Origin of the sequence: Rubellimicrobium sp. CFH 75288 (genome assembly GCF_009904055.1) — a bacterium.
Taxonomy (GTDB): Bacteria; Pseudomonadota; Alphaproteobacteria; order Rhodobacterales; family Rhodobacteraceae; genus Rubellimicrobium.
Genome location: NZ_WYDP01000003.1, coordinates 334,187 through 351,438, shown reverse-complemented (window position 1 = coordinate 351,438; position 17,252 = coordinate 334,187). Strand labels below are relative to the sequence as shown.

Sequence of the window (17,252 nt, the reverse complement as noted above, 5' to 3'; positions counted from 1 at the left end):
TCAGAAATCCACGAGGCGCACGGGCGCGCCGGGCTCGAGATCGAGCGGCGCGGTCACCACCCTGTCGCCGGGGCTCAGACCCGCGACGATCTCGACCAGCCCGCCGGGCCAGGAGGGACCCGGCTCGACCGGCCGGCGCAGGACGATTCCCTCCTCGATGACCAGCACGAAGGCGCCTTCGGCATCCTCCCGCAGCGCGGTGCCCGGAACGGCCAGCGCGTCCGGCCGCTCCTCCAGGACGATCTCGCCCGTCGCGAACATGCCCCCGAGCAACAGCCCCTCGGCATTGTCGATCCCGACAAAGACGGTGAGAGTGCGCGTGCCCTCCTCGGCCACCGGCGCAATGCGGACGACTTCCCCCGCGAAGCTCCGGCCGGGGACGCCATCGACCCGCACATCCACGGCCTGGCCGGGCCGGATCGAGGCCCCCTCGGCCACCGGCGCGGCACCCAGCATCTCGACGCGGCTCAGATCGACGATGGACAGAAGCGGCGTTCCCGCCCCCACCACCGCACCGGGCTCGACGCTGCGCGAGGCCACAACCCCGTCGAACGGTGCCGTGACCGTGGCGCGCTCGAGAGCCAGTTCGGCCAGGCGGACCTGCTCCTCCTGCACGGCCAGGTTGGCACGCAGCCCGGCGACGTTGGTGCGCACCTCATCCAGCGTCGTGGCCGGCGCGACGCCGCGCTCCACCAGCGCCTCGGAGCGTTCGAGCTGGGCCTCGGCCAGTTCAAGCTGCGCGCGGGTGGCGTCGCGGTTGCTCTCGGCCGCCGCCAGTTCCAGGGTCAGCCGTTCCACATCCACCTGGATGACGACGTCGCCTTGCGCAACCGCATCGCCGGGCCGGAGGGGGACGGCATCGACGCGCCCTCCCGTCTCGGCCGCGATCTCGGCGCGGCGCACGGGGGCGAGCGGGCCCAGGACGCGCACCGTCCGGCGCAGCGTCGCGGGCTCCACGACTGCCCACTCGCGGCTGTTGATCTGGAGCGGCTCGGCCGGAGCAACCTCCTCGGCCGGGGCATCGCCCGCCGCCGGGGGCGGCACGAGAGCCATCAGACGGTCCCGCGCGGCAAAGGCCGCGACCCCGGCCAGGACCAGGAGGACAAGGAGCATCCAGGGCCAGCGCCGCCGCGGCGGCAGGCCGTTTCTCGCGCGCCAGTCCGCGATGATCTCGCGCCGCGTCCAGGCCCATTCGGGCTTGGCGGGCGCCTCGGCGCGCGTGTTTGGCATGTCCTTGGCCATGGCGCCCTCGCCGGCTCCGCGACGCCGGAGACCGCCGCCCCTTGGGAATGGGGGCGGCGGGCGCCGGAATCAAGACGCGGGTCCCCTGCGCGCGCAAGGGTGAGAAGGTCGGTGCCCCCGCGTCACTCCGCCGCGAGCGGCCTCTGCACGGGCAGGCCGTCCTCGTCGAACCGGTGCAGCATCCCGGCCTTGGGTCGCAGCGTCACGACCGCGCCTTCGTGGATCGCCACCTTGCCCGGCTGGCGGACGATCACGGGCTCCTCGGCGCCCAGGTCCACGAACAGGTAATTGTCCGAGCCCAGATCCTCCGTATGGACGACGCGCCCCGTCCAGGGCCCCTCGCCTTCGGCCACCACGTCGATATGCTCGGATCGCACGCCCAGCGTGTGGCAGGCATGCTCGGCCGCAAACCGCCCCCGGAGGAAGTTCATCTTCGGGCTGCCGATGAAGCCTGCCACGAAGATGTTGCCCGGCCTCTCGTAGAGTTCGGTCGGCGTGCCCACCTGCTCCACGCGTCCGTCGCGCAGCACGCAGATCCGGTCGGCCAGCGTCATCGCCTCCACCTGGTCGTGGGTGACGTAGATCATCGTCACATCGCTCATCTCGTGGTGGAGCTTGGCGATCTCGAGCCGTGTGGCCACCCGTAGCGCGGCGTCCAGGTTCGACAGGGGCTCGTCGAACAGGAACACGCGCGGGTCGCGCGTGATGGCGCGGCCGATCGCCACGCGCTGGCGCTGCCCGCCCGAAAGCTGCTTGGGCAGCCGGTCCAGCAGATGCTCGATCTGGAGCATCCGGGCCGCCTTGCGGACGCGGGCATCCTGCTCGGCCCGGCTCGAGCCCGCCAGCTTCATGCCAAAGGCCATGTTGTCGTACACGGTCATGTGCGGGTAGAGCGCGTAGGACTGGAACACCATCGCGATGCCGCGCTTGGACGGCAGCACGTTGTTGACCCGCTGGCCGTCGAACAGCAGGTCCCCCGAGGTGATCGTCTCCAGCCCCGAGATCAGGCGCAAGAGGGTGCTCTTGCCGCAGCCCGAGGGGCCGACGAAGACCATGAACTCGCCCCGGCGGATGTCGAGGTCCACCCCCTTGATGACATGGGCCGCGCCATAGGACTTGGTGACGTTGCGAAGCTGGATGTTGGCCATGGCTTACCCCTTGACGCCGCCGGCGGTCAGGCCCGCCACGATCTTGCGCTGGAAGACGAGGACGAGGACGATCAGAGGCACCGTCACGATCACGGAAGCCGCCATGATCGGCCCCCACGGGATCTCCTGCTGGGAGGCCCCGGAGAGAAGCGCGATGGCGACGGGAACGGTCCGCTGCGTCTCGGTGATGGTGAAGGTGAGCGCGAACAGGAACTCGTTCCAGGCGCCGATGAAGGCCAGAAGGCCCGTCGTCACCAGCGCCGGCCACAGAAGGGGCATGAACACCTTGGTGATGATCACCCAGGGGCTGGCGCCGTCCACGATTGCGGCCTCCTCGATCTCCACGGGCAGGTCGCGCATGAAGGTGGTCAGCACCCAGACCGTGAACGGCAGGGTGAAGATCGTGTAGCTCAGGATCAGCGCCCAGGGCGTGTTGTAGAGGCCGAGGAAGTTGATCAGCTCGAACAGGCCCGCCAGCACCGCGATCTGCGGGAACATGGACACGGCCAGGATCGTCATCAGCAGGAGCCCCCGCCCCCGGAACCGCACCCGCGACAGCGCATAGGAGGCGGTGACCGCCAGAAGCAGCGCCGCGATCACCGTGACCGTGGCGATGAAGACCGAGTTGGCCACCGACCGTGGGAAGTTCCGGCCCGACAGGACCGACTGGTAGTTGCCCCAGTTGAGATTGCCGAAATCGGGCAGATAGGTGACGCGGAAGATCGCGGTGCCCGTCTTGAAGCTGGTCAGGACCGCATAATAGAAGGGGAACACGGCGACGACGACCACAATCGCCACCGCGATGTAGAACATCGTGTTCCAGAAGATCGCGCGCGCGGTCATCGCCGGCCCTCCCCTGTCAGGTCCACCCGGCCGAGCCAGATATACAGCGTCACGAACAGGAAGATGATCGCGAACAGAAGCGTGGACTGGGCCGAGCCATAGGCGAAGCGGTTGAAGTCGATCATGTTCTCGCGCGCGACGATGGACATGGTCTTGGTCGCGCTCGAATTCGGCGTCAGGACGTAGATCAGGTCGAAGATCCTGAGCGCGTCGAGCAGGCGGAAGATCACGGCGACCATGATCGCGGGCTTGAGCAGCGGCAGCGTGACCCGGAAGAACACCCGGACGGGATGGATGCCGTCGATGCGCGCGCTCTCGTACATGTCGCGCGGGATCATCTGGAGGCCGGCCAGGATCAGCAGCGCCATGAAGGGCGTGGTCTTCCAGACGTCCACCACGATCACCGCGATCATCGCCGTGTCGGCCCGCGCGGTCCAGGCGATCGGGCTGTCGATCAGGCCGACGCTCAGCAGCATGTGGTTGATGATGCCGAACTGGTCGTTGAGCATCCAGCCCCACATCCGGGCCGAGACGATGGTGGGGATGGCCCAGGGGATCAGGATGGCCGCGCGCACGATACCGCGTCCCTTGAACTCGGCATTCAGCATCAGCGCGATCAGCAGGCCGAACAGCGTCTCGAGCCCGACCGAGATGACGGCGAAGCGCACGGTGTTGTAGACGGCGTTCCACCACGCGGGGTCGGCCAGCGTGCCCCCCCAGCGGATGCGCCCCGAGGGCAGCTCGCGCCAGGTCAGGTAGTTCTGGAAGCCCGCCCATTCCCCTCCGTAGAGGTTGTTGAGCGTGGTGTCCGTGAACGAGAACCAGATCGACCGCAGAAGCGGCCAGGCCGCCACGAAGAACAGCATCAGCAGCATCGGGGCCAGGAACCAGAACGCGGCGCGCGCTCTCTGTTCCTGCAGGCCGGTCTCGCCGCGATCCGGCGCGTAGGCAGCCGCCCCCGTGGCGGTCGTTGTCATGGGCGGTCCTCCTCCCTCAGGGGAAAGGTCGCCGGCGCCGGTCGCTTGATGGCCCGTGCGGGGGCGGCGGCCCTCCGAAGCCGGGCCGGGCGGCGCCTGCCGCCCGGCCGCGTGATGCCGACCTTACTGCCAGCCGTCGCCCTTGAGGTCCTCGAGATCGGCCTCGAGCACCTCCAGCGCGTCCGCTGCCGACTGGTTGCCGGACAGCACGTCGTGGACGGCCGACCAGAACAGCGAGGAGACCTGGTTGTAGGCGTTCTGCGTGGGCGCCGAGGGACGCGGCACGGCGTTCAGGAACACCTCCTGCCACCGCTCGAAATAGGGATTCGCCTCCAGCACCTCGGGGTCTTCATAGAGCGACATGATGGTGGGGAGGTTGCCCTCGTTGATCGCGCGCTGCTTCTGCGCCTCCTCCGAGGCGAGATAGAGCGCGAGGTCCAGCGCGACCTCCTGGTTGCGCCCGTAGCGCGACACGGCGACGTTCCAGCCGCCCAGCGTCGCCGCCGAGGTCGCGCCCTCGCCCTCGCCGACCGGCAGCGGCGCCACGTCGAACAGCCCGCGCACGGCGCTGTCCTCGCCGTTGCCCAGCAGGTAGGCATAGGGCCAGTTGCGCATGAACACGGCGTTGCCGGTCTGCCAGACGCCGCGGGCCTCCTCCTCCTGATAGGCCAGCACGCCCTCGGGGCTGATCGTGCCGACCCAGCTCGCCGCCAGCTCCAGCGCCTCGACGGCCTGCGGGTTGTTGACCGAGATGGTGCCGTCCGGCTCGACGATCTGGCCGCCGCCGAAGGACTTGATCCACTCGAGCGCGTTGCAGGTCAGCCCCTCGTAGGCATTGCCCTGCCAGACAAAGCCCCAGATCTCGCTGTTGCCTTCGGCGCGCTCGGCATCCTGGATGCGCTGGGCGGTCTCGGTCAGCTCGGCCCAGGTCGTCGGCACCTCGGCTCCGTGCTTCTCGAGCAGGTCGGTGCGGTAGTAGAGCGCCGGCGCGTCGGTGAAGATGGGCAGGGCAACCAGACGGCCGTTGACCGTCTGCGATTCGACGATGGAGGGGAAGTGCTGGTCCACGATCCCGGCCGCGGCCTCCGTGAGGTCCACGAAGTGCTCGGCCAGCTGCGGCGCCCAGATCACGTCCGTCTGGTAGAGGTCGATGTCGCCGTTCTGCGCCGCCAGCCACAGGCGGTACTGCCCGAACTGGTCCGTGGTCGAGGCGGGCATCGGCACGAGGACGACATCGTTGCCCGTCCGCTCCTCCCACGGCGCCACGAGGCGGTCGAAGTTCTCCACCGCCGCGCCCACGGCACCCGAGACATAGGTGATCGTCACGCCCTGGGCCGCGGCAGCCGAACCGACGACCGCCACCGCGGCGGCAAGGGCCGACGACCGCAGGGCGGCCGCCTTGGTGATGTGCAGCATTGTCATCCTCCCATGAGCGGGCCGCGCCCGCACCAGATTCCGAGTTCCGGAGGTCCGCAGCGGGTTCGTCCGAAACGCTTTGGAATGATACGGGCGCCGGGGCGGGGGCGTCAACGGGGTTGCATCTCCCCGGCGCGGCCGCAGGGCTCTCAGCGACGTCGCGGCGGCGCCACGGAGCCGCGCAGATCCAGCCGGACGGAGCCCACGACCTGAAGATCGGGCCCGATCGCCTCCTGCCGCTCCGGCGCTGCGGCGAGAAGCCGCGCCAGATGCGGCCACCCGTCCGCCAGCGGGGACCGCGTGGCCGTCAGCGGCGGGTCGAAAGCCTCCGCGCGAAGGCCCGGCAGCGCGTCGTCATGGGCCACGACCGAGACATCGCGCGGCACCCCGAGTCCCATCGCCCGCAGCGCCCGCATCGCGCCCGCGGCCAGCCGCGTGTTGCCGCAGACCAGGGCGGTCGGCCGCGGTCCTCCGGGACCCCACAGCGCCACCGCGGCCAGCAACCCCTCCCCCTCCGTCATCGGTCCGAACCGGTGAAGGGCGGGATCGGCCGGCAGACCGGCCGCTGCAAGGGCGGCCTTCCACCCCTGCCGCCGCGATTCGGCATAGGTCATCCCCTTGGGCCCGTTGAGAAAGGCGATCTGCCGATGCCCGGCCGAGACCAGAAGCCGCGTCAGCCGCTCGGCCACGCCGCGATTGTCGATGTCGTAGAAGGGATAGTCGTGCGGCTCCTCGATCCGTCCGTGGATCACGAAGGGCACCCGCGCCTCCCGCAGGAAGGCCACGCGCCGGTCCCGCAAGGTGGGCTCCAGGAGAAGGAACCCGTCCAGCGCGCCCGCCCCGATCAGCCGCCGGTACACGTCCACCACGTCCTCGCCCGGATCGGCGATGTGCAGCACGAACAGCCGCCCGACGCGCGACAGGTGCTGGGACAACGTGCCGACGATCTGGACGAACAGGCTGTCCTCCTCGGCCCGGGGCCGGTCGGGCAGGACCAGGCCCAGCATGCCCGAGCGGCCCGTGGCCAGGCGCCGCGCCGACAGGTTGGGCTGATAGCCGAGCGCCGCCGCCGCGGCCGCCACCCGGTCGCGCGTCTCGGCCGCGACGTCCGCATGGCCGTTCAGCGCCCGGCTGACCTGCGTGACCGACAGGCCCAGATGGCGGCTCAGATCCCTGAGCGTCGTCATGGTCTCCTCCCCGCGGGGCCTTGCCAAAGCCGCCGCCGGATTCCAGCATGAGGGAACCGAAGCGCTTTGGAAACAGGGAAACGCGATGGATCGCGAATGGTGGCGCGGTGCGGTGATCTACCAGATCTACCCCCGCTCGTTCCAGGATTCGGACGGCGACGGCGTGGGCGACCTGCCCGGCATCACCCGCCGCCTCGGCCATGTCGCCGATCTCGGCGCGGACGCCGTGTGGCTCTCCCCCGTGTTCCGCTCGCCCATGAAGGACATGGGCTATGACGTGTCGGACCACTGCGCCATCGACCCGCTCTTCGGCACCATGGCCGATTTCGACGCGCTGGTGGCAGAGGCGCATCGCCTCGGCCTCCGGGTGATGATCGACCAGGTCCTGTCGCACACCTCGGACGAGCATCCGTTCTTCCGTGAAAGCCGGTCCTCGCGCGACAACCCCCGGGCCGACTGGTATGTCTGGGCCGATCCGCACCATGACGGCACGCCTCCCAACAACTGGCAGGCGATCTTCGGCGGGCCCGCCTGGACCTGGGACGCGCGCCGGCGCCAGTACTATTTCCACAACTTCCTCGCCGCCCAGCCGGACCTCAACTTCCACAACCCCGAGGTGCAGGACTGGGCGCTCTCCGTGCTGCGCTTCTGGCTCGAGCGCGGGGTGGACGGGTTCCGCTTCGACACGGTCAACTTCTACTTCCACGACCCGCTGCTGCGGAATGACGCGGCCGATCCGCGCTCCATGCCCCGTCCGGCCTTCAAGCCCTACGACATGCAATACCACCTGTTCTCGAAGAACCGCCCCGAGAACCTCGCCTTCCTCGAGCGCGTGCGCAGCCTGATGGACGAGTTCGGCGCGCGCACCACCGTGGGCGAGGTCGGCGAATCGCACCACCCGATCGAGATCATGGGCGAATACACCTCGGCCAACCGCCTCCACATGGCCTATTCCTTCGAGATGCTCGACGACCGCTGGGGGGCCGCCCATTTCCGCCGCTGCATCGAGCATTTCCACCGCCTCGCCCCCGAGGGCTGGCCCGCCTGGGCCTTTTCCAACCACGACGTGCCGCGCCACGTCACGCGCTGGGCGGCGCACGCGGCCGACCACGACCGCTTCGCCCGCCTCTGCGCCATGCTGCTCCTGTCCTTCGAGGGCTCGGTGTTCCTGTTCCAGGGCGAGGAGCTGGGCATGCCCCAGACCGACCTCGCCTTCGAGGAACTGACCGACCCGCAGGGCATCGCCTTCTGGCCCGAGGACAAGGGCCGCGACGGCTGCCGCACCCCGATGGTCTGGGAGGCCGCCCACCCCCAGGGCGGCTTCACCGAGGGCACGCCGTGGCTGCCGATCAAGGAGCCCCAGCGCGCCCGCGCCGCCGACCTCGCCGCTGATTCCTCCATGGGTCCCGGCTCCGTCCTCGAGACCTACCGCCGGATGATCGCGCTCAGGCACGAGGAGGTCGCCTTGCGCGCCGGCCGGACAGCGTTTCTCGACCTGCCCGAACCCGTTCTCGCCTTCCGGCGGGGCGAGAACCTCCTGTGTGCCTTCAACCTCGGCCCCGAGGAGCAGGTTCATGCGCTGGCCGGCGGAGGCGAGATCCTGATGGCGCAGGATGCGGAATGGCTGGACGGGCGGTTGCATCTCGGGCCGAACGGCGCCCTGATCGCCCGGACCTGAGACGCGAAGGGAGGATCAGCCTCCAACTTCCCGGAAGGACGACAGGATCTCGGTCACGACAGCCGGCAGAGCGGCCCGCCAGTCGGGCCGTTCGATCCCGAAATCCCGCCGGAGCGAGCGGCAGTCGAGGCGCGAGTTGAGCGGTCGTCGCGCCGGGGTCGGGAACTCGGCCGTCGCGATGGGCTCGACCGCGACCGGCAGACCCGCCTCGGCAAAGACCGCTTCGGCAAACCCCGCCCAGGAGGTGTCGGGCGCACCGGACAGGTGGTGGATTCCGCTTGCGGCGCCGTCGCGCAGGGCCAGGGCGAGGGCGAGGCAGGTCCGCGCCACGGCATCGGCCGGGGTCGGCCCGCCGATCTGGTCCGCCACCACGCGGACACGCTGCCTCTCGCGGCCGAGGCGCAGCATGGTGCGCACGAAGTTCGCCCCTTCCGCTCCGAACACCCACGAGGTGCGCAGGACCACCCACGGCCCGCCGGCCTCCGCCACCGCCTGCTCGCCCGCCAGCTTGGTGCGGCCATAAGCGTTGGGCGGGTCCGGCCGGTCGCCGGGCTGCCAGGGGACCTCGCCCGTGCCCGGAAAGACGTAATCGGTCGAGATATGGACGACGGGCAGGCCCCTTCGCGCGGCCTCCCGGGCGATCGCGCCGGGCGCTTCGGCGTTGACCACCCGCGCCGCCACCTCCTCGGCCTCGGCCCGGTCCACGGCCGTCCAGGCGGCCGCGTTGATGATCGCCTCCGCCCCGAGGTCGCGCACCGCGCGCGCGCAGCTGTCGGGGTCCGACAGGTCGGCGATGTCCCGGCCGGGCGCGACCACCTCCGTGCCGGCCGGGGCCAGACGCCGCACCGCGCGGCCCACCTGCCCCGTGGCGCCGAACAGCAGAAGCCTCATTGCCCAGTCCCCAGCCGTCGGCCGACGCCGTCGCGCGCCAGCAGGGGCCGCCACCATCTCTCGTTGTCCAGGAACCAGCGGACGGTGCGGCGCATGCCCTCCTCCAGCGTGACTGTGGGACGCCAGCCCAGCTCCGCCCGGATGCGTGACGGATCGATGGCATAGCGCAGGTCGTGCCCCGGGCGATCCGCGACGAAGGCGATCAGCCGCCCGTGCGGGGCGCCCTCGGGCCGCTCCTCGTCCATGACCCGGCAGATCAGCCGCACGAGGTCGATGTTGCGCGCCTCCGCTTCTCCGCCGATGCAGTAGGTCCGCCCCGCAACCCCCCGTTCCATGACAAGAAGCAGCGCCGCGGCATGGTCCTCCACGAACAGCCAGTCGCGGACGTTCTCGCCCCGCCCGTAGACCGGGATCTCCCGCCCGTGGAGCGCGGCCAGGATCGTCACCGGCACCAGCTTCTCGGGAAAGTGGAACGGTCCGTAATTGTTCGAGCAGTTGGTGACCAGCACCGGCAGCCCGAAGGTCTCGCCCCAGGCGCGCACCAGGTGGTCGGACCCCGCCTTGGACGCCGAATAGGGGCTGCGCGGGTCGTAGCGCGTCCCCTCGTCGAACCGCCCCTCCGGCCCCAGCGAGCCGAACACCTCGTCGGTCGAGACATGGAGGAACCGGAACCCCCCGGGCTGCCCCTCGCGCAGCCAGTGCGCCCGCGCCGCCTCGAGCAGGTTGAAGGTCCCCACGACGTTGGTCTCGACAAAGGCGCGGGGCCCGTCGATCGACCGGTCCACATGGCTCTCGGCCGCGAGGTGCATCACTCCCTCGGGCCGGTGCTCGCGGAACACCCGCTCCAGCGCGTCGCGGTCGCGGATGTCGGCCTGCTCGAAGGCATAGAGCGGGCTGTCCGCCACCTCGGCCACGTTCTCGGGGTTGGCGGCATAGGTCAGCGCGTCCAGGTTGACGACCCGGTGCCCCGCCCGCACCGCGCGCCGCACCACGGCCGAGCCGATGAAGCCGGCCCCGCCCGTCACCAGCAGCCGCATCCCGCCGTCCCCGTCAGCCCCGCGCGCCCACGACACCCCGCGGCAGCAGGATCGTCAAGAGGCCCAGCGCCGGCAGCCACGCCACCCAGCCGAACACCCATTCGAGCCCGCGCGCGTCCGCGACCAGCCCCAGCACCGCCGCGGCGATGCCCCCCATGCCGAAGGCCAGGCCGAAGAACACGCCGTTGATAAATCCTACCCGGCCCGGCACCAGCTCCTGCGCGAACACCACGATCGCCGGAAAGGCCGAGGCGATCACCACCCCGATCACCACGCTGAGCACGGCCGAGCCGACGAGCCCCGCATGCGGCAGGAGCAGCGAGAAGGGCAGCACGCCCAGGATCGACACCCAGATCACCGTCAAAGGCCCGATCCGGTCGCCCACCACGCCGCCCCCCAGCACGCCCAGCGCCATGCCCCCCATGAACAGGAACAGCATGATCTGCGAGCCCTGCGCCGACAGCCCGAAACGCTCGATCGTGTAGAAGGTCCAGAAGCTGCCCATCGCCGCCGTGTAGGCGTTTTTGGTGAAGACCAGCACCGCCAGCACGACCAGCGCGCCCGCGACGCGGCCCCGCGACAGGGTGGGCCCGGGCCTTGCGGGGCGCGGGCGGGCGGCCTCGGCCCGCCTTTGCGCCTGATGCCAGCGCGCCACGCGCCACAGCACCCAGATTCCCAGCGCCGCCAGCAGGGTGAACCACCCCGCGCTGCCCCGCCCCCAGGGCGCCACCACAAAGGCCGCCATCAGCGGCCCCGCCGCGTGCCCCGCATTGCCCCCCACCTGAAAGACGCTCTGCGCCGTCCCGAACCGCCCGCCCGAGGCCGCGCGCGCCACCCGCCCCGCCTCGGGGTGGAACACCGCCGAGCCGAGCCCGACAGCGACCGCCCCCACCAGCAGCAGTCCGTAGACCGGCGCCCCGGCGAGCAGCCCCACCCCCACCAGCGTGGACGCCATTCCCAGGGGCAGCAGCATCGGCATCGGCCGGCGGTCCGTCACCGCCCCCACGACCGGCTGCAGGACCGAGGCCGTCGCCATGAAGGCGAAGGTCAGAAGCCCGATCTGCCAGTAGGCCAGCGCGAACTCGGCCTGCAGGATCGGATAGACCGCCGACAGGATCGACTGCATCGTGTCGTTGATGAAATGGCACAGCGACACGCCGCCCAGCACCGTCCAGGCCGTAGCCGTCCCCGGCCCCGCCACGGGGCCGCCCTGCGCCGTCGCCGTCATCCCGCCGGTCCTTCCGCTCTCCCGCCCCCGCTACGCCCCCGCACGGCCGGGCGCAAGCGGCCCCCTTCCCTCCGCCGCCGCGCCCGCCTAGCCTCCGCGCCGCAGGGAGACCACCGATGACCTACGACGACCACGACGCGCTGGGCCTCGCCGCCCTTGTCGCCTCCGGCGAGGCGAGCCCCGACGAGCTTCTGGACGAGGCGCTCGCGCGCACCCGCAGGCTCAACTCCCATATCAACGCCGTGGTCCTGATCCAGGAGGAGGAGGCCCGCCGCGCCATCCGCTCGGGACTGCCGCGGGGGCCCTTCCGCGGCGTGCCCTTCCTGCTCAAGGATCTCGGCGCCGAGGCGGTGGGATTTCCCTCCCATTCCGGCTCGCGCCTCTTCGCCGACCAGTCCGACCCGGAGGATTCGTCCATCGTCGCCCGGCTGCGCGCGGCGGGGCTCGTGATCTTCGGCCGCACCACCGCGCCCGAGGGCGGCATCGGCCCCGCGACCGAGGCGGCGGTCTATGGCGGCCCCACCCGCAACCCCTGGGACCTCTCGCGCACGCCCGGCGGCTCGTCGGGGGGCGCGGGCGCGGCGGTCGCGGCCGGGATCGTGCCGGCGGCGCACGGCTCGGACGGGGGCGGCTCCGTGCGCATTCCCGCCTCCAATTGCGGGCTGTTCGGGCTCAAGCCCACGCGCGCGCGCCTGCCCGACGGCCCCTATGCGGGCGAGGGCTGGGGCGGCATGGCCACGGACGGCTTTCTCACGCGCTCGGTGCGCGACACGGCCGCGCTGCTCGACGCCTGCCACGGGGCGGATCTCGGCGCCCCCTATCACGCGCCGCCGCTCCGCCGCAGCCACATGGACGCGATCTCCCGCCCACCCCCCCGCCTGCGCGTGGGCCTGTGCGAGACCACCTTCGAGGGCGGCCCGGTCCATCCCGACTGCGCCGAGGCGGCCCGCGACGCCGCGCGCCTGCTGGAGGATCTGGGCCACCGGGTGGAGCCCTTCCGCCCGGACGCCGACCACGCCGCCATGATCCGCGCCTGGGTGGACATCGTGGCGGCCGGAACGGCGCTGTCGGTGCGGCGAGAACTGCGCGGGCGCGACCCCGCGGACTGGGTCGAGGGGGTCACGCGCGGCGCGCTGGCCCATGCCGCCACCCTCTCGGCCGAGGATTACCTCGCCGCCCTCGGCACGATCCACGCCTACGGACGCCGCATGGCCGCCGCCTTTTCGGGCATCGACATCCTGCTGTCGCCCGTGATGGCCGAACCGCCCGCGCGGATCGGCCGCTTTGCCCACGACACGGAGGATTACGTCGCCTACCGGCTGGGGCCGGAAGGGGTCTGGCCCTATTCGCCCTTCTGCACCGCCTTCAACGCCTCGGGCCAGCCCGCCGCCTCGGTGCCGCTCTTCTGGTCGGCCGAGGGCCTGCCGATCGGCGTCCAGCTCGCCGCCCCCTTCGGCGAGGACGAGACCCTTCTCGCCCTCTGCCGCGAGATGGAACTCGCGCGACCGTGGTGGACACGGCGCCCGCCCCCGCTGGACAGCGGGGCCTGCTCCGGGGCAGCATCGGCGCCATGAGCAGCCCCGTTCCGGCCGTCGAGGCGCGATCCGTCGTCAAGCTGTTCGGCCAGGGCAACGCCGCGGTGCGAGCCCTGGACGAGGTGTCCGTCGCCGTGGCGGCGGGCGAGTTCTTCACCCTCCTGGGCCCGTCCGGCTGCGGCAAGACCACGCTCCTGCGCTGCATCGCGGGCTTCGAGACGCCCACGGACGGCGCCATCCTGCTGGGCGGCCGCGACATCACGGCCGAGCCGCCCAACCGGCGGCGCGTGAACACCGTGTTCCAGAGCTACGCCCTCTTTCCCCACCTGACGGTGCGCGAGAATGTCTCCTTCGGCCTCGAGATGCTGGGCCGCCCGCGGGCCGAGATCCGCGATACCACCGACCGGATGCTTGCCCTCGTCCAGCTCGACGCCATGGCCGACCGCCGCCCCGACGCGCTCTCGGGCGGCCAGCAGCAGCGCGTGGCGCTCGCCCGCGCGCTCGCCCCGGCCCCCGAGGTCCTCCTGCTCGACGAGCCGCTCTCCGCCCTCGACCTCAAGCTGCGCAAGGAGATGCAGGCCGAACTCAAGCGACTCCAGCACGAGACGGGGATCACCTTCGTCTTCGTGACCCACGACCAGGAGGAGGCGCTGGCCATGTCCGACCGGATCGGGGTCATGTCCGGCGGCCGGCTCCTCCAGGTCGGCTCGCCGCGCGACATCTACGACCGTCCCGCCACGCGCTTCGTCGCGGACTTCATCGGCGAGACCAACGTGCTCTCTGGCATGGCCGAGGGAGCCGTGGCGCGCCTGCCCACGGGCGAGACGCTCGCCCTTCCTGCCGCCTGTTCCGGTCCCGTGACGCTGGCCGTCCGGCCCGAGCAGCTCCGCCTCGCCCCTCCATGGGAGGACGGGGCGCTGCGCGCGACGGTGACGGGGGCGACCTATCTCGGCACGGACAGCCGGCTGCGCCTGCGTCTGGCCGACGGGACCGAGATGGTCGCCCGCATCCCCTCCGTCCCCGGCGGCGAATCCGTGCCGGCGCCGGGCACGGAGGTCGGGCTCGCGCCGGTCCGCGGCGCGGTGCAGGTGCTCGCCGAATGAGCGCCGCCGGCCTGGCCGAGCAGGCGCGGGCGGCACGGCGCGCCCGCACGGGATGGCTTCTGTCGGCACCGGCCCTTCTCGTCCTGCTGGTAGGCGCGGCGGGGCCCCTGCTGATCGTGTTCGCCTATTCGGTCCTCACACGGGGCGAATATGGCGGGGTCCAGCTCCCCCTCAGCGGCGAAGGCTGGTTCCGCGTGCTGTTCCAGCGCGACATCTTCGACGACACGATCTCCCTCAACACCGCGCATCTGGCGATCCTGTGGCGCTCCGTCTGGCTCTCGCTCGCCACCACGGCGATCACCTTCGTCCTCGGCCTGCCCACCGCCTGGTTCATCGCCACCCGCCCCGAGCGCACGCGCGCGCTCTGGCTCTTCCTCATCACCATCCCGTTCTGGACCAACCTGCTCATCCGCACCTTCGCGGTCATGGAGGTGATCCGCAACGAGGGCATCCTGAACTCGCTCCTGCTCCGCCTCGGCCTGATCGAGCGGCCCATCCAGATCCTGTTCACCGACTGGGCCACCCTGATCGGCATGGCCTATGTGTACCTGCCGCTCATGGTCCTGCCGCTCTATGCCGCCATCGACCGCTTCGACATGCGCCTGCTCGAGGCGGGCTACGACCTCTACGCCTCGCGCTGGCGCGTCCTGCGCCGCGTGGTGCTGCCGCTGATCCGGCCGGGGATCGTCGCGGGCTGCATCCTCGTCTTCATCCCCTCGCTCGGCGCCTATGTCACGCCGCGCGTGCTGGGGGGGGGCACCAACATGATGATCGGCAACTTCATCGAGCTGCAGTTCGGCCAGGGCCGCAACTGGCCGCTGGGGGCCGCGCTCGCCGTCACGCTGCTCGTGGTCGTGATGGGGGCGCTCCTTCTCTATCTCCGCGTCACCCAGCCGGCGAGGGCCCGCGATGAGTGAGGCCGCCCTCTCCCGCCCCGCCATGGCGGCCGCCGCCCGGCCGGGGCGCCGCGTGCGGCCCTTCTCGGCCACGGGCCTTCCGGGCTTCACCGCGGTCGCGGTCGCGGTGTTCCTGCTCCTTTACCTCCCCATCGCGGCGCTGATCGTCTATTCCTTCAACGCCTCCAACTCGATCGTGAACTGGGGCGGCTTCTCGCTGCGCTGGTACGAGGCCGCCTGGAACAACCGCGCCGTTCAGGACGCGGCGGTCCGCTCGCTCGTCATCGCCACCGTGGCCGCGCTCGCCTCCACGGCGCTCGCCACGCTGGCCGCCATCGGCACCACCCGTCAGGGCCGCTTCCGGGGTCGCATGGCGATCTGGGGGACGATCAACCTGCCCCTCATGGTGCCCGAGATCGTCACGGGCGTCGCGCTGCTGATCGTGTTCGGCCAGGTGCGCGCCTGGACGGGCTATCAGGGGCTGGGCTACCTGATGCTCGCCCATACGGCCTTCTGCATCCCCTTCGCCTATCTGCCCATCCGCGCCCGGCTCGAGACGATGGACCGCACGCTCGAGACGGCCGCCGCCGACCTCTACGCCTCGCCGTGGCAGGCGTTCCGGCGCGTCACCCTGCCCCTTCTCGCGCCCGGCATCGCGGCCGGGATGATGCTCGCCTTCGTCATCTCGCTCGACGACGTCATCATCACCGAATTCGTCAAGTCCGCGGGCCAGGACACGCTGCCCACCTGGATGCTGGGCCAGTTCCGCCGCACCCTCACGCCCGAGGTCAACGCCATCTCCACGGCCATCCTCGCGCTCACGCTCGTGCCCCTCACAGCCTTCTTTCTCGTCACCCGCCGCCGGCCGCCCACGCATCGCTGACGGCCCACCAACAGGGAGAACCCGCCATGCCACGCCTTCTCGCCACCGCCGCGCTTCTCGCACTCGCCACGGGCGCCGCGGCCCAGTCCCGGCAACTCCAGCTCTACAATTGGGGCGACTACACCTCGCCCGAGCTCATCGCCAAGTTCGAGGCCGAGACGGGCATCGACGTCACCATCACCGACTACGACAGCAACGACACGGCACTCGCCAAGGTGCGCGCGGGCGGGCACGGCTTCGACCTCGTGGTGCCGTCCGCCAACTACGTCCCCATCTGGGTCGAGCTCGGCCTGATCCAGCCGCTCGACCATTCTCGCCTGCCCAATCTCGGCAACATCGCCGACGAATGGGTGGACGTGGCCTGGGACCCTGGCCGGGCCCACACGATCCCCTGGCAATGGGGCACGACCGGGATCGCCGTGAACACGTCCGTCTATGACGGCGACATCAACACCTCCGACATCGTGTTCGACCCGCCCGAGGAGCTGCGCGGCCGCATCAACGTGGTCCCCGAGATGACGGACGTCATCTCGCTCGCGATCCTGAATGTCGGCGGAGAGCCCTGCACCGGCGACCGCGAGATCCTCCGCCAGGTGCGCGACATGCTTCTGGCGGCCAAGCCGCACTGGCTCTCGATGGACTACGATTCCGAGGCCAAGCTGTCGGCCAACGACATCATGGCCGCGCTGACCTGGAACGGCCCGGCCATGCGCGCCCGCCTCAACAACCCGCCCGTGCGCTACGGCTACCCGGTCGAGGGCTATGTGGTCTGGATGGATTCCGTGGCGCTGCTGTCGGACGCGCGCAACGTGGACGAGGCCTACGAGTTCCTCAACTTCATCATGGAGCCCGAGAATGCCGCCCTCATCTCCAACTATGCCCGCTACGCCAACGGGATCGAGGGGTCCGAGGAGTTCATGGACGAGGTGATGCGCGACGCGCCCGAGATCGTCGTCCCGGCCGAACATCTCCCCAATGGGGTGTTCCTGCCGACCTGCCCGGCCGAGGTCACGGACCTCTATTCGCAGATCTGGACCCAGCTTCTGCGCTGACGGGCGCATGGGGCGCCGTCCGGCGCCCCTCTGGCGCCCCCGGCCGCTGGATGCACCGTCCGGCGGCCTTTTCGCCGGTGCGATCCGCGCAGCGTTAACCCTTGGCAATATTATACTTGACGTACCAAACCGCAAG

At 71.0% G+C, this 17,252-nt stretch carries 15 protein-coding genes; 6 read left to right on the top strand and 9 right to left on the bottom strand.

Annotation, left to right across the window (positions count from 1 at the left end):
* From GT358_RS04985 to GT358_RS04960, 6 genes are all read right to left on the bottom strand, one after another.
* A complete protein-coding gene (locus tag GT358_RS04985) occupies positions 1-1,242 on the bottom strand; it encodes an efflux RND transporter periplasmic adaptor subunit (RefSeq protein WP_243730705.1) in 1,242 nt (413 codons plus the stop codon).
* 122 nt (positions 1,243-1,364) lie between these two features.
* The gene (locus GT358_RS04980) at positions 1,365-2,390 is read right to left on the bottom strand and encodes an ABC transporter ATP-binding protein (RefSeq protein ID WP_166581475.1); all 1,026 of its coding nucleotides are present in this window, start codon (positions 2,388-2,390) and stop codon (positions 1,365-1,367) included.
* A 3-nt stretch (positions 2,391-2,393) separates the two neighbouring features.
* Positions 2,394-3,233, bottom strand: coding sequence for a carbohydrate ABC transporter permease (locus GT358_RS04975; protein WP_166581474.1), 840 nt, complete (start codon positions 3,231-3,233; stop codon positions 2,394-2,396).
* The gene (locus GT358_RS04970) at positions 3,230-4,210 is read right to left on the bottom strand and encodes a carbohydrate ABC transporter permease (RefSeq protein WP_166581473.1); all 981 of its coding nucleotides are present in this window, start codon (positions 4,208-4,210) and stop codon (positions 3,230-3,232) included. Before GT358_RS04970 ends, GT358_RS04975 begins: the two co-directional genes overlap by 4 nt.
* A 123-nt stretch (positions 4,211-4,333) precedes the next feature.
* Positions 4,334-5,626, bottom strand: a complete 1,293-nt coding sequence (locus GT358_RS04965) for an ABC transporter substrate-binding protein (RefSeq protein ID WP_208103326.1) — start codon at positions 5,624-5,626, stop codon at positions 4,334-4,336.
* Between the two features lie 149 nt (positions 5,627-5,775).
* A complete protein-coding gene (locus GT358_RS04960; protein ID WP_166581471.1) occupies positions 5,776-6,813 on the bottom strand; it encodes a LacI family DNA-binding transcriptional regulator in 1,038 nt (345 codons plus the stop codon).
* An 85-nt stretch (positions 6,814-6,898) separates the two neighbouring features.
* Between GT358_RS04960 and GT358_RS04955 the strand changes: the two genes are divergently transcribed.
* Entirely contained in the window at positions 6,899-8,491 is a 1,593-nt protein-coding gene (locus GT358_RS04955; RefSeq protein WP_166581470.1) for an alpha-amylase family glycosyl hydrolase, read from the top strand.
* Positions 8,492-8,506: 15 nt separating this feature from the next.
* On the opposite strand, the gene rfbD is transcribed toward GT358_RS04955, so the two are convergent.
* From rfbD to GT358_RS04940, 3 genes are read right to left on the bottom strand one after another with little or no spacing between them, the layout of a single operon-like run.
* On the bottom strand, positions 8,507-9,382 hold the full coding sequence (rfbD, locus tag GT358_RS04950; RefSeq protein ID WP_166581469.1) for a dTDP-4-dehydrorhamnose reductase: 876 nt from the start codon (positions 9,380-9,382) through the stop codon (positions 8,507-8,509).
* Positions 9,379-10,419, bottom strand: a complete 1,041-nt coding sequence (rfbB, locus tag GT358_RS04945) for a dTDP-glucose 4,6-dehydratase (RefSeq protein ID WP_166581468.1) — start codon at positions 10,417-10,419, stop codon at positions 9,379-9,381. Before rfbB ends, rfbD begins: the two co-directional genes overlap by 4 nt.
* Positions 10,420-10,432: 13 nt before the next feature.
* The gene (locus tag GT358_RS04940) at positions 10,433-11,647 is read right to left on the bottom strand and encodes an MFS transporter (protein ID WP_166581467.1); all 1,215 of its coding nucleotides are present in this window, start codon (positions 11,645-11,647) and stop codon (positions 10,433-10,435) included.
* Between the two features lie 116 nt (positions 11,648-11,763).
* Between GT358_RS04940 and GT358_RS04935 the strand changes: the two genes are divergently transcribed.
* The 5 genes from GT358_RS04935 to GT358_RS04915 are packed head-to-tail and all read left to right on the top strand — an operon-like array spanning position 11,764 to position 17,116.
* Positions 11,764-13,221 (top strand): amidase, encoded by a 1,458-nt coding sequence (locus GT358_RS04935; RefSeq protein WP_166581466.1) that lies wholly within the window; start codon positions 11,764-11,766, stop codon positions 13,219-13,221.
* The gene (locus tag GT358_RS04930) at positions 13,218-14,285 is read left to right on the top strand and encodes an ABC transporter ATP-binding protein (RefSeq protein WP_166581465.1); all 1,068 of its coding nucleotides are present in this window, start codon (positions 13,218-13,220) and stop codon (positions 14,283-14,285) included. The genes GT358_RS04935 and GT358_RS04930 overlap by 4 nt, the downstream gene beginning before the upstream one ends.
* Complete coding sequence (locus GT358_RS04925; RefSeq protein ID WP_166581464.1) at positions 14,282-15,202, top strand: ABC transporter permease; 921 nt, start codon at positions 14,282-14,284, stop codon at positions 15,200-15,202. The genes GT358_RS04930 and GT358_RS04925 overlap by 4 nt, the downstream gene beginning before the upstream one ends.
* 22 nt (positions 15,203-15,224) lie before the next feature.
* Positions 15,225-16,064: an ABC transporter permease gene (locus GT358_RS04920; RefSeq protein ID WP_208103354.1), complete on the top strand. Its 840-nt coding sequence runs from the start codon at positions 15,225-15,227 to the stop codon at positions 16,062-16,064.
* A 26-nt stretch (positions 16,065-16,090) separates the two neighbouring features.
* Positions 16,091-17,116: an extracellular solute-binding protein gene (locus GT358_RS04915; RefSeq protein ID WP_166581462.1), complete on the top strand. Its 1,026-nt coding sequence runs from the start codon at positions 16,091-16,093 to the stop codon at positions 17,114-17,116.
* Positions 17,117-17,252 lie beyond the last annotated feature (136 nt).